The 12,864-nt window shown below is 70.0% G+C and carries 11 protein-coding genes; 1 reads left to right on the top strand and 10 read right to left on the bottom strand.

All coding sequences use genetic code 11. The features are described from left to right. Positions 1-232 precede the first annotated feature (232 nt). From CEK68_RS07690 to CEK68_RS07725, 8 genes are all read right to left on the bottom strand, one after another. The gene (locus CEK68_RS07690; RefSeq protein WP_152239040.1) at positions 233-1,702 is read right to left on the bottom strand and encodes a benzaldehyde dehydrogenase; all 1,470 of its coding nucleotides are present in this window, start codon (positions 1,700-1,702) and stop codon (positions 233-235) included. A gap of 37 nt (positions 1,703-1,739) precedes the next feature. Further along, the gene (locus CEK68_RS07695; RefSeq protein ID WP_152235708.1) at positions 1,740-2,507 is read right to left on the bottom strand and encodes a coniferyl-alcohol dehydrogenase; all 768 of its coding nucleotides are present in this window, start codon (positions 2,505-2,507) and stop codon (positions 1,740-1,742) included. Between the two features lie 27 nt (positions 2,508-2,534). Further along, positions 2,535-3,497, bottom strand: coding sequence for a transporter (locus tag CEK68_RS07700; protein ID WP_152239054.1), 963 nt, complete (start codon positions 3,495-3,497; stop codon positions 2,535-2,537). Between the two features lie 232 nt (positions 3,498-3,729). Then, positions 3,730-4,206: a MarR family transcriptional regulator gene (locus CEK68_RS07705; RefSeq protein WP_148828161.1), complete on the bottom strand. Its 477-nt coding sequence runs from the start codon at positions 4,204-4,206 to the stop codon at positions 3,730-3,732. A 138-nt stretch (positions 4,207-4,344) separates the two neighbouring features. Continuing rightward, positions 4,345-5,667, bottom strand: a complete 1,323-nt coding sequence (locus CEK68_RS07710) for an MFS transporter (RefSeq protein WP_043094141.1) — start codon at positions 5,665-5,667, stop codon at positions 4,345-4,347. A 14-nt stretch (positions 5,668-5,681) separates the two neighbouring features. Next, on the bottom strand, positions 5,682-7,034 hold the full coding sequence (locus tag CEK68_RS07715; protein ID WP_152239041.1) for an alginate export family protein: 1,353 nt from the start codon (positions 7,032-7,034) through the stop codon (positions 5,682-5,684). A 132-nt stretch (positions 7,035-7,166) separates the two neighbouring features. After that, positions 7,167-9,032 carry a feruloyl-CoA synthase gene (locus tag CEK68_RS07720; protein WP_152239042.1) on the bottom strand — a complete coding sequence of 622 codons (1,866 nt, stop codon included), beginning with the start codon at positions 9,030-9,032 and terminating at the stop codon, positions 7,167-7,169. A gap of 82 nt (positions 9,033-9,114) precedes the next feature. Next, positions 9,115-9,945, bottom strand: a complete 831-nt coding sequence (locus CEK68_RS07725; RefSeq protein ID WP_017908079.1) for a p-hydroxycinnamoyl CoA hydratase/lyase — start codon at positions 9,943-9,945, stop codon at positions 9,115-9,117. A 330-nt stretch (positions 9,946-10,275) separates the two neighbouring features. Between CEK68_RS07725 and CEK68_RS07730 the strand changes: the two genes are divergently transcribed. Further along, the gene (locus CEK68_RS07730) at positions 10,276-10,593 is read left to right on the top strand and encodes a hypothetical protein (protein ID WP_017908078.1); all 318 of its coding nucleotides are present in this window, start codon (positions 10,276-10,278) and stop codon (positions 10,591-10,593) included. Between the two features lie 252 nt (positions 10,594-10,845). On the opposite strand, the gene CEK68_RS07735 is transcribed toward CEK68_RS07730, so the two are convergent. Both CEK68_RS07735 and CEK68_RS07740 read right to left on the bottom strand, forming a co-directional pair. Continuing rightward, complete coding sequence (locus tag CEK68_RS07735) at positions 10,846-11,736, bottom strand: alpha/beta fold hydrolase (RefSeq protein WP_017914842.1); 891 nt, start codon at positions 11,734-11,736, stop codon at positions 10,846-10,848. A 2-nt stretch (positions 11,737-11,738) separates the two neighbouring features. After that, positions 11,739-12,839 carry a DUF3182 family protein gene (locus CEK68_RS07740; RefSeq protein ID WP_152239043.1) on the bottom strand — a complete coding sequence of 367 codons (1,101 nt, stop codon included), beginning with the start codon at positions 12,837-12,839 and terminating at the stop codon, positions 11,739-11,741. Positions 12,840-12,864 lie beyond the last annotated feature (25 nt).

Below are 12,864 nucleotides of genomic sequence, written 5' to 3' on the forward strand. Positions count from 1 at the left end.
TGATCGATGATCGACCAGTCCCGCTTCGTTCGTCGCGGCTGAAATGGCGAGTCACCGCAGAAGCGTCGGGACTGAAGTCCCTCCCACAATGCAGTGTCGGCGCCGGTGCCGGTGCCAGGGCCCTATTGGCCGCGCGTAGCTCAACACGCACGCAACGGAACAATCATCTCTCCCGCAATCAATGCATCCACGAGCACAACCGGGCGCCACATCGACGCCCGGCGACTTGTCCTCAGAACGGATACTGCGGCGCGCCGTCCTGGATCGTCACCCACTGCCAGTGCGTGTACTGGCCCCAGTCGGCCGGGCCGCCCATGCTGGTGCCGTTGCCGGAGGCACCGGTGCCGCCGAACGGGTTGGTGACTTCGTCGGCCACGGTCTGGTCGTTGATGTGCAGCAGGCCGGTGTGCAGGCGCTCGCCCAGCGCCATCGCGCGGCCGACCGAGGCCGACAGGATGCCGGCCGACAGGCCATATTCGGTCTGGTTGGCCAGCGCCACCGCCTCGTCGTCGCTGTCGAAGGCGATCAAGTTGGCGACCGGGCCGAACACTTCCTCCTCGAACGCCGGCATGCCCGGCTGCACGTTCGACAACACCGTGGCCGCATAGAACAGGCCCTCGTGGGTGCCGCCGGCCTCGACCACGGCGCCCGCCGCCACCGAGGCATCGACCACGTCCTTGACGTGCTGCAGCTGGCGCTGGTCGATGATCGGACCGAGCGCCACGTGGGCGGTGGCCGGATCGCCAACCGGCAGGTGCCGCGCCTTCTCGGCCAGGCGCCGGGTCAGCTCCGCGGCGATGCTGCGCTGGACCAGCACGCGACCGGTGGCCATGCAGATCTGGCCCTGGTGGAAGTATGCGCCGAAGGCGATCGCCGACACCGCCTTGTCCAGATCGGCATCCTCGAGCACGATCAACGAGTTCTTGCCGCCCAGTTCCAGCGCGGTCTTCTTCAGGTGCTTGCCGGCCAGTTCGCCGATACGGCGGCCGGCGGCGGTGGAACCGGTGAACGCGATCATCGGCACGCCAGGCGCCTCGACCAGCGCCTGGCCGGCATCCGCACCGCCTGGCAGCACGTGCAGCAGGCCCTTCGGCAGGCCGGCCTGCTGCAGCACCTCGGCGATGACGAAACCGCCGGCGTACGGCGTACGCGGATCGGGCTTGAGCACCACCGCGTTGCCGACCGCCAGTGCCGGCGCCACCGAACGCAGCGACAGCACCAGCGGGAAGTTGAACGGCGAGATCACCCCGACCACGCCCAACGGCAGGCGTCGCGCCAGGCTCAGTCGGCCCGGCGCGGTCGGCAGCACCTGGCCCTGCGCCTGCAGCGGCATCGCCGCGGCCTGCTGCAGCAGCACGATCGCCTCGCGCACCTCGTGCTCGCCCTTGGGCAGGATGCCGCCGGTCTCGCGGGCGATCAGCGCCGCGGCCGCGGCCGCATGCTGCTGCAATACCTGCGCGGCGCGATGGAACACGGCCGCGCGCTCGCGCGGCGGCGTGGCCGCCCAGGCGCGTTGCGCCTCGCGCGCCTGCGCCACCGCCGCGGCCACGTCGGCGGCATTGGCCTGGCCGACGCGGTGCAGCGGCGTGCCGCTGCCCGGTTCGATCACCTCGAGGACGCCGCCCTGGGCGGCGACCCACTCGCCGTTGAAGATGCGCTCGCTCCAGGTGGATGCGGCGGCCAGAGGTTCGGTGCTGTGCATGCTGTGTGCTCTCGTGGAAAGAGGAAGAAAGAGTGGTTCAGAGGGCGGTGGCGGCCAGGCCGCCATCCACCGGCAGGTTGACGCCGTTGATCCAGCGCGCCGCATCGGAGGCGAGGAACACCACCGCTTCGGCGACCTCGTCGGCATAGGCAGGACGCTTCATCTTTCCGGCATCGGCCTGGACCCGCTCGGGCCCGAGCATGGTGACGAAATCGCCCAGGATCGGCGTGAACACCGGACCGGGCGCGACGCTGTTGACCCGCACCGAATGCGCGGCGAACCAGTCGCGCGAGCGCAGCAGCGTCCACACGATCAGCGCTTCCTTGAAGTACTGGTAGCAGGTCGCCTGCGGCACCGGATGCGCCGCCAGCCAGTCGCTGCCGGCGGCGTAGCTGTCGGCGGCGGCCAGCTGCTTGTGCAGGTCCAGCCGCTGCGGCCACTCGGCGCCGAGGATGGAGGCGATGTTGATGATGCTGCCGCCGGGCACGATGCGCGGCAGCAACGCCTGGCTGAGGTGGCGCAGGCCCAGGTAGTTGACCTTCGCCACCACGTCCACTGGCGCGGTGCCGGGCACGCCGGCGATGTTGGCCAGCGCATCGATGCGCTCGGGCAGCTGCGCCACCAGCGCGTCGATCGAGGCCGGGTCGCCCAGATCGGCCTGGTGGAAGCCGTGCAGGGTCATGTTGACCGGCTGGCGGTCGATGCCGATTACGGTGGCGCCGTGGAAGCGCGCCAGGCGCGCGACCTCGGCGCCGATGCCGGAGGCCACGCCGGTGACGAGGATTGTCTTGTTGTGCAGGTTCATGGCAGCGCGTGTCCGTTGCGAAGTTGGTCAGAAGACGTGGATGTACTGGACGTTGACGTTGTGGCCGGAGGGCGCGTTCTTGACCTCCACCGGCATGTAGAAGTTGGCGTTGAAGATGTTCTTCTGGTCGATCCGCCAGGACAGGCCGGGGCCCAGGTAGAACTGGGTCTGCTTGCTGTCGGCGACGCGTTCGCCATTGGTGCGGTTGTCGCGCAACTGCTTGAGGTAGTAGCCGTTGATGCCCAGGTGCAGGTCCTTGACCACTTCCAGCGAACTGGCGAAGTTGAGCCAGGCGGCGTCGCCGGCCTGGCCGTTGCGGAACACGAAGCCGTCCCCCTGCGGCACGTTGGAGGCCTTGTCGGCGCGGAAGTTGTAAATGTAGTTAAGCCGTCCGCTGATTTCCCAGCGCGGCGTCGGCAGGATGCTGAAGGCCCAGCTCGGCAGCACCGACCAGTAGCCCGCGCCCTGGTTGACGTCGCGGTTGCGGTCGAACTTGCCGATCGGCGCCAGCACATCCAGTTCGAAGCGTTGCGAGAACACCGGGCGGCCATTGCGGATCACCGGTGCCATCTGCAGGTAGGGGCCGATGGTCAGGTCGCCCAGGCCGGCGCCGTTATCGCGCAGCGCCACCGGGCTGTCGTACGCGAACGACGTATCCAGATCGACCAGCGCCGCCAGTGCGGTGATGCCGAGGGAGCCGCCGAACAGCTTGTAGTCGCTGAGGTAGGCGACCTGGGTCACCCACACCGAGGAGCCGATGTGCGGATCGCGAAACACAGGCACGTCGTCGCCGTGCGCGTCCTTGATCGCGTCGAAGTCGTAGCGGCGCAGGTACTGGATCGCGCTCCAGCCCGGGTTGGGCTTGCTGAAACCGTCGAAGAAGCTGGTGCCGCCGGTATTGATGCCGGTCGGCAGGGTGGCGCTCTGCGGCACCGATTGCGCGGCCGCCGGGGCGACCCAGGCGATGGCCAGCACGGCGAGCAGAGCCAGGCGCGCACGGGCACGCGGCGACGAGGGGACACGGTAGCGGACACGCTTCACGGGCAGGCACTCCAAGCGAAAGGGGAACGGCGGGGTGCGGGGGGACAGGAACGCGAACACGCAGCGCGCGCAGGGCGCGACCACGCGGCGACGCACGCCATCAGCGGGACGCTGGAGGCGGGTCGGGAATCAGCGAGAAAGAAGGGCGGACGGCAAGAACCAGCCGCGCCGCAGGGGGCCGCTACAGGCGGTCGAGCGCGTCCAGCCGGTCCAGCGCCTGCAGCAGCGCGCGTGCCGAGGTCGCGCCGAGCGCGGTGCCGAGCTGCTGCTCCATGCGCACCACTTCGGCTTCGGCCTGCGCCAGCAGCGCCGTGCCGGCGGTGGTCAGATGCAGATGCTGCATGCGCCGGTCCTGGCGCCCGCGCACCTGCCGCAGCAGTTTGCGCTTGACCAGGCGCGCGACCACGATCGCCAGGTTCGGCGGCGACACGCTCAACACCTCGCCCAGCTGCCGCTGGTTGATGCCGGGATTGGCGTCCACCAGCACCAGCAGCGAATACTCCACCGGCTTCAGCTCGAAGGCGCGCACGCAGTCCTGGAACAGCCGCCGCACCTGCAGTTCGGTGCGGGTGATGCGGTAGCCGATCAGGCTGGTCAGGCGTCGCTGGTCCACGCTGTCCGCCGTGTGCGGATCGGCGGGCAACGCGCTGTTGGACATCTCGGGACTCGGTTTCGAACTCACTGCGCTTCCTGCATGGGGCGTCCTGCGGCCAGGTCACGGCGGCTGCGCACGCATCCGTCGGCGCCGGCCGGCGGTGCCGTCGCCATTGCATTGTAGGGGCATGGCCGCGCATGGTCACAACGCCGCGTCCACGCGCCGCAGCAGCGCCCGGTACGGCGCGGCGGCGGTCCACAGGCACAGCGCGCCGAGCAGCGCCGCACCCATGCACACCACGCCCAGCGACAGCCCGACCTGGCGCTCGTCGGCGAGTACGTGGTCGGTGCCCAGCGCCACCAGGTACGGCCCCAGGCCCAGCCCGATCAGGTTGACCAGCAGCAGGTAGATCGAGGTGACCTGGCCGCGCAGGCGATTGGGGGTGACCGCCTGCAGGATCGCCGGCGCCAGTGCTACCGGCATGCCCAGCACGAACGTGGTCAGCGCGATCGCCGCCAGCGCCGGCCACGGCCCTGGTGCCACCGCGAACAGCGCACTGCTGATCACCAGCAGCACGGCGCCGACCAGCGAGATCTTCAGTGCCGCGTCGCGGCTGCCGCGTGCGGCCAGGCGGTCGGCCAGAAAGCCGCTGAACAGCATGCCGGCGATGCCGAAGGTGAGGATGATGATGCCGTAGGCCGGGCCGATCTCGCCCGGGGTCCACTGCCAGCGGCGGATGAAGGTGGCCGGCAACCAGGCGGTGATGCCGAAGGTGATCATCGCGATCACGCCGTTGGCCAGGAACAGCGCCACGTACACCCGCGCGTTGTCGCGCAGGTGTCTCAGGTCCGGGCGCACGCTCGGCACCGCGGCGGCCTGCTCGCGCCGCGCTGGCTCGCGCACCGTGGCCATCAGCGCGATCACCGCCAGGCCGGGCAGCGCGACCAGGATGAAGGCCGCCTGCCAGGGCCGGAAGCTGCCCAGCAGCGGCAGCAGCACCGTGCTCTCCTTGCTGGTGGCCGCGATCACCAGGCCACCGACGATGAACGCCGCCGCCGAGCCGATGTAGACGCCGGAGGTGTACACGCTCATCGCCCGCGCGCGCTTTTCCGGCGGGAAGTAGTCGGCCAGCATCGAGTACGCCGCCGGCGACAGCGAGGCCTCGCCGACACCGACGAACACCCGCGCCAGGAACAGGGTGAAGAAGCTGGTGACGTAGGCGCCGGCGGCGGTCGCCGCGATCCATACCACCACGCCGAGCACGATCAGGTTGCGGCGGTTGCGGCGGTCGGCGACGCGGCCGAGCATCACCCCGATCAGCGTGTAGAACACCGCGAAGGCGAAGCCGTGGACCAGGCTGAAGGCCGAGTCGGACAGCTGCAGGTCGCGCTTGATCGGCTGCACCAGCAATCCGAGGATCTGCCGGTCGACGAAGGACAGCGTGTAGGCCAGCAACAGCACGATGGTGACGTACCACGCATACAGCGGGCGGTACGGCGCAGACGATGGCAGCGGATCGCGCATGGAAAGGCTCCGGCTCAGAAGCGCAGGGTCAGGAAGGGGGCGATGTAGAAGTAGTCGCGGCCGCGCACCGGTCCCTCGCGCAGGAACGGCCCGGCCTGGGTGTAGTGGGCGTACACGTCCAGGCTGGCGAAGGCGTTGAAGCGGTACTTCACCCACAGCACCGAGCGCGTGCCGATGTCGCGCGCATCGTTGGCGTCGCCCGGCTGCAGCACCCGCCAGCCGGCCGCGTACACGCCGTCGTGCAGGCTCTGCCGCTGCAGCTTGAGCACGTACATGTCGATCCACAGCCGCTCGCTGGGACGCAGCACCAGTTCCGGGCCGATGGCGCGCACGTTGCTGCTGATCATGCTGCCGTCGAACACCGAGGCGCGCGCGTACAGGCCATTGAAGGTGTTCAGTTCGCCATCGCGCGGATCGCGGTCGCCGGAAGACACCTCCATGCGCCAGCCCAGGCGCGGCGACCACGTCGTCGTGGCGAAGGTGTAGCCGCCGAACAGCGTGCCCTGCCAGGCGCGCACGCGCTGGCCGGCGAAATGGCCGCGCTGGCCGATCAGTTCCAGATCGTAGTCCCAGCCCTGCACGGCGCCGCTCAGGCGCGTGGACAAGGTGTGCCGACGCTCCTCGCCGACCACGCCGCCATAGCGGCGCCCGTCCTGCACGGTGTCCAGGTACAGCGTCTCCAGCAGCGCCGCCTTCGGCTGGCTGGGCGACAGCGGCACTTCGGCGTGCGCGCCCCACAGGCGCTGGTCGCGGTTGGCACGGTCGTCGAAGCTGCCGGTGCGGGTCAGCACCGGGCGTCCCCACAGCAGGCCGCCGCTCCAGCGCGGCTGCCGGGTCAGCAGCCGCACCGCATCGAACGGCATGCGCGAGTTGGCCGGATCGCGCGGGTCGAGCAGGCGCTGCCAGGCGTAGGCGATCTGCTGGCGGCCGGCGCGCAGGCGCCAGGCCGGCGCCTTCTGCCCGTCGGACAGTTCGACGAACCCCTGCGCCAGGTCCAGCGGGTTGCGGTCGGTGGCCTGCACGGGCCGTGTCTGCAGGCCAGCCACGCGGCTGTCGGCGAGTTCGCCGAACAGACGCACATACGCCGACGGCCGGTAGTCGGCCCACAAGCGCAGGCGCTGCTGCGCATAGCCGTGCGGATCGGTGGCGAAGCGACCGAAGCCGGCGTGCTCGCGGTAGTCGTACAGCGTGCGGCTCTCGCCGCCGAGGCTGAGCCAGCCGTCGCCGAGCGGCAGGTACTTCCACTTCTCCCAGCCCTGGCGCGGACGCTCGGCCAGCGCCGAATAGTCTTCCTGATCGGCCAGCAGCTTGCCCTGCGGGCCGTTGGGTTCGGCATCGGCCTGGGCGCAGCCGACGCTGCACAACATTGCCAGGCACACGCTACGGGGCGCACGGCGTGCGCGCGCATGAGGCACAGTCATCGATTCCCTCCCAAGTCTCGAAGCCAGTGATGCGAAGGAGCGCGGTCCGCTATCCGGTCGCGCGGCCGAGTGGTGCGGTCATGACGGCGGCGCCGCCACCGCGCCCGGCGCGGTGCCGGCATACAACTGCTCGACCAACGCCGCGCGCGCGCGCAGCACGTTGCGCTGGTTGATCGACCCCTTGTCGGTGATTTCGCCCGCCTCCAGGTTCGGCGGCTGCTCCAGCCACGCCGCGCGCGCGACATGGCTGGCGCTGCCGGTGGCGCTGCGGTTGAGCGTGTCGAGCAGGCGCTGCAGCCAGGCGCGCACCGGCGGCGCCTGCAACACCTGCGCCGTCTCGGCCTGCGCCGGCAGCCCGGACAGCGCCTGCAGCGCGTCCAGCCGCGGGAACAGCAGCAGGCCGATGGCGTCGCGGTCGGCGCCGGTGACCACTACGTCCTGCACGTACGCGGCGCCTTCCATCAGCACCCGCGTGCGCAACGGGCCGACGCTGACGAACACGCCGGAAGACAGCTTGAAGTCCTCGGCCAGGCGCCCGTCGAACAGCAGGCCGCGCTCGGGATGCTGCGGATCGATCGGCTTGAGCGCGTCGCCGGAGCGGTAGAAGCCTTCCTCGTCGAAGGCCTCGGCGGTCTGCTGCGGCGCGTTCCAGTAACCCGGCATCACGTGCGGCCCGCGGAAGCGCGCTTCCAGCTTGTCGCCGACCGGCACCAGCTTGACCTCGCAGCCCGGCGCCGGCACGCCGACGTCGCCAGGCGTATTGCTGGTGCCGTGGGTAAAGGTGCACGACGGCGCGCATTCGGTCATGCCCAGACCGGCGAGCATGCGGATGCGCTCGCCGCAGTGCGCCTCGGCGATGCGTTCCAGGCGGTCCCACACTTCCTGCGACAGCGCCGCGGCGGCGAAGAAGAACATGCGCATGCGCGACAGGAACGTCTCGCGCAGCGCCGCATCCTGTTCTAGCGCCTGCGCCAGTTGTTCCCAGCCGCGCGGCACGCTCAGGTACACGGTGGGCGCGATCTCGCGCAGGTTGCGCAAGGTCTGCTCGAACAGCGCCGGGGTCGGCTTGCCGTCGTCGAGGTAGAAGCTGCCGCCGTTGTACAGGGCGATGCCGATGTTGTGGCTGCCGCCGAAGGTGTGGTTCCACGGCAGCCAGTCGACCAGCACCGGCGTCTGCCCCAGCACCGGGAAGGTCTGCAGCAGCATCTGCTGGTTCGCGCACAGCATGCGCTGGGTGGTGATCACTGCCTTGGGCAGCAGGGTGGAGCCGGAGGTGAACAGGAACTTGGCGATGCTGTCCGGGCCGCAGGCGGCGAAGGCGGCATCGGCCGCGTCCAGCGCACGCGGCGCCAGCAGATCCTCGAAACGCAGGCAGGCACGATCGCCCACGGTACCGCGCATGCACACCGCCGGGACATCGGTGGGGAACACCGCTGCGATCGCCGGGGCGAACGCAGCGCCGTCGCTGGCGAACAGCAGGCCCGGACGCAGCACCTCGGCCACATGCCGCAGCTTGGCGAAATCGCGCGACAGCAACGCATAGCCCGGCGACACCGGGCAGTACGGGATGCCGGCGTACATCGCCGCGAACGCCAGTTGCAGGTGTTCCAGATCGTTGCCGGACAGGATCGCCAGCGGCCGTTGCGCCGACAGGCCCATGTCCAGCAGGTGCGCGGCGATGCGGCGGGTGCGCTCGAGCATCTGCGCGTAGCTCAGGCGCCGCCACTGCCCGGCTTCGTCGCGCTGCGCCACGAAGGTGGCATCGGGGGCGTGCAGCGCCCAGTGCTGCAGGCGCTGCAGCAGGTGCCTGGGCAGCGGCGCCAGCGGTTCGCGCGCGCGCAGGCGCAGCACGCCGCCGGCATCGCGGTGGACCTCGGTATCCGCGTGGCTCAGTCCGACAGGACGGTAGCGCGCGGCGGTGGCAACGGACTCAGCGGCATTCATCGGAACCATCCGGGGGAGAGAGACGGCACGGCGTGCGGCAACGCCGCCGCGGCCCCCGCGGGGCCGCAGGCGACGCGACGGGTCAGCGCTTGTAGGTCTGCAGACCGGGCTTGATGGTTTTGTCGTCCAGGAATTGCTTCAGGCCCTGTTGCCGGCCCTTCTCGGGATCGCGGTGATTGGACTGGTCGACCTTGGCGTACAGGTAGTCCTCGTTCTGCTCCCAGGTCAGCTCGCGGCAGCGCTTGAAGCCGTGCTTGGCGAAGCGCAGCACCACCGGGTTCTTCTGCTGCAGTTCCTGCGCCAGCTTGGTCACTTCCTCACGCAGCTGCGCGCGCGGCACGCTGGCGTTGACCAGGCCCATCTGCGCCGCCTCGGTGCCGGTGAAGGTGCGCCCGGTCATGATGTAGAGCATGGCGTTGCGGTGGCCCATGGTGTCGGCGACGGCCTTGCTGACCAAGTTGCCCGGGGGAATGCCCCAGTTGATCTCCGACAGCCCGAACACCGCCTCGTCCGCGGCGATGGCCAGGTCGCAGGCGACCAGCGGCGAGAACGCGCCGCCGAAACACCAGCCGTTGACCGCGGCGATGGTCGGCTTGCTGTAGAAGCGCAGCAGGCGCCACTGCCACTGCGAGCAGTCGCGGCGCATGCGCTCCTGCACGATCTCTTCCTTGCCGTCGGTCTCGCGGAAGTATTCCTTCAGATCCATGCCGGCCGACCAGGATTCGCCGGCGCCGGTCAGCACCAGCACCTCGGCGCTGCTGTCCAGCTCCAGCGTCTCCAGCACGTCGATCATTTCGCGATTGAGGGTGGGACTCATCGCGTTGCGCTTGTCCGGCCGGTTCAGGGTGACCCAGGCGATGCCTGCGTCGATCTCGACCTGGACGGTCTGCCAGCGGTCTTGGTAGCTGCTCATGGATAGGCCTGCATGGAGAGGGGGGAGAGAGAGAGCGGATCACTTAGGTCTGATAATAGTTATAGATCATCATTATTTCTGCGCAAGCTGCAGTGCAGCATGGCGGGCGGCGCTGTGGCGGGAGCATGGCGGCACGCCCATGGGCGGGGTGACAGCAACCGCGATACGGATTGCTTGGACTCGCGAAGGGAGCAAGCCATCCCAGGACCTTGGATCCGCCGCCACGTCGCCGCGAGTCTTCACGCCCGGTGAACGCAATGCTCACAGGGGACGTTCAGTCCCGGGTTAGCATCCAGCCCACAGGGGTTCCGTCGACACCGGGGTGATGTGATGCACACCGTCTCCGCGCTTGACCAACCGACCCACGCTCGCGTCAGCATCGATCTGGACGCCGAGATGGCGTACTGGCAGCAGGCCCATGCCGAGGGCCGTCTCGGCCGCCAGGGCTTCGCCGACTACGCGCAGCTGCTGAAGATCGGCTATGACGTGTACCTGGCCTACCCGCGCGCCAACGAGGCGCAGCTGTACCGCGTGCTGCAGGACGCTTATCACCAGTGCGCGCCGATGCTGTCGGTGCCGTGGGACGAGGCGCGCTGGCTGGTGCGGCATGCCTGGCAGCACCTGGCGCATTCGGGGCGTTGTCACTGAGGAGCGCCTCGCGCAGCGGGGCATCTCGTCGTTGCCCGCGTAGGATCGGCTTCAGCCGCGACGGGCGTTACCGAGAATGCCTGTCGCGGCGCACGCCGCTGCTACGCTGCGTCTTCGGTCGCGATGGAAGGCGCCCCCGAGGCGCCGTCTCCCGGCGCAGCGGCGACAACCGGATAGCAGCCCATCGCGCGCACGGCACACCGCGGCTTGCGCCGCGTGTTGCTGTTGCACGCCTCCGGCACCGCATGCGCCTCAACGCGACGAAGCGGGTGGCGAGGCGCTGTGCTCCTTCGCTTCCAGGCGCCCATGGAACGCGTTCGATCCCTTGCCGGGCGCCGTCGCCGCCTCGCCCTCGCTGCGCTTGAGGCGCTGCTTGCGCTGTTCGACCACGCGGCTGGCCAGGGCCACGCGGCGCCCGATCACCATGTCGGTCAGCCAGTCGATCAGGTGGCGCGTATAGGCGGCCTGGTGCGCCTTCTCGGTCAGCGCGTGATCGGCGCCGGCGATCATGCGCGTGGTCAGCGAGCGCGCGTTGGAGAACGCTGCCGCGTAGTTGTGCAGTACCTGGCTCGGCACGATGGTGTCGCGTTCGGCCTCCACCAGCAGCACATCGCCGCGATAGCGTTGGCAGGCCGCCAGGGCGCGGTTGTCCGCCGGCGTCACAACGCGGTTGCGGTAGGGCATCAGATCGGGATCGCGGTTCAGCGCGACTTTCGGACCATCCCAGTGCGCGTCCTTGTATAGCGCCGGCGAGCGCAGGGCCAGCCACTCCACCGCCCGCTCCAGCGTCAGCAACGCGGCCAGGTAGCCGCCGTAGCTCAGCCCAACGACCGCGATCGCGTCCGGATCCACGTGCGGCGACGCCGCCAGGCGATCGTAGGCGGCCTTGATGTCGTCCAGGTTCTGCGCGCGCGTCACCGTCTCGCGCATCGCGGCCAGGCCTTCGTGGCCACGTAGGTCGAAGGTCAGGCACACGCAACCCAGCCCCGCCGCCTCGCGCGCGCGCACCAGGTTGTGATGCTGGTTGCCGCCCCAGCCGTGCACGAACAGCACGCCGGGCAGGCGGCTGGTCGGGGTCAGCAAGGTGCCGCTGAGCGCCGCGCCGTCGACCGGGATGTCGATGCTGGACAGTTCGGCTTCCATGGTCAGGTCACGCTGCGCATGTAGCGGTACTTGGTCAGCAGGCCGGTGCGCGGCTCTTCGCCCACGTAGTACACCTGCGCCCCGGCCGGCGGCGGCGGATGCGCGCCATAGCGCTCGACGGTGGCGGCGACCACGCGTTGCAGCGCCGGCGACTGCTGGAACGCAGCGACCGCGGCCAGTTCCGCCGGCGTGGCGCCGCCGACGCGCCAGGATTGCTCGAGGACGCCGCAGGCGATGCTGCCATCGGCAAGCAGCCCCTCGATCACGTCGTAGTTGCGGCGCGACGCATAGAAGCCCGGATAGGCCGCAGCCACCAGCCGGTCGTAGTCGCGTGCCTTCAGCACCGCGGTGCGCTGGCGCGGCGGCAACGGCTGCTCCAGCAGTGTGTCGAGGGTGCCGCGGATCACCTGCAGTTCCGAGCCGCCGTACGCCTCGCGGCCGCTGCCGTCGCGGGTGACCGACTGCGTGCCGCAGTAGGCGATGGTCACGCCGGCGCAGTGGGTTTCGCCGACGCTGAAGGTGGTCGGCTGCTGCAGGTGCCGTTCCAGCACCACCCCATGCTCGCGCAACGCGTGCGCGGGCAGTGTCGCCAGCGCCGCATCCAGCGCCTGCGCGTCGCCGAGCAGCACCTGCCCGAGCCCACCGACGCCATGCGGCAGCTTCAGCCGCACCGGGCCGCCGTCGCACAAGCGCGCGTACGCGCGCCGGGCATCGGCAGCGCTGAAGGCGGCGTAGCCCGGCAGCGTGGCGGACGCCAGCGCCGCGCCCAGGTCGGGCTGCCACCCGTCGGGTGACTGCGCATCGATCTCGATCAGCGGATGGCTGATCGCCTTGGTGGCGACGAAGGCGTACGGCACCACGCCGCCCAGCAGATCGGCCGCCGCGTGCACGCCGATCTGCTCGGCCTGCGCGGTGGTCAGGGTGTCGTCGGGCACGCAGAACGCACCCGCACCGGCGGCACAGCGCTCGTCGTGCACGGGCAGGTGCATCAGCCGCCCCACTTCGGCGACCACCCAGGCATGCGTGGCTGCCTCGTGGCCCCCGGACACGGTCTCCCGCACCTGGCAGGCGCGGACATTGGCATGCACGGTGGATCGGGCCATGCGGAACGCTCCGTGCGGATCGGAA

Origin of the sequence: Xanthomonas sp. LMG 12461 (assembly GCF_009192935.1) — a bacterium.
In the GTDB taxonomy this organism is placed as follows: domain Bacteria; phylum Pseudomonadota; class Gammaproteobacteria; order Xanthomonadales; family Xanthomonadaceae; genus Xanthomonas_A; species Xanthomonas_A sontii.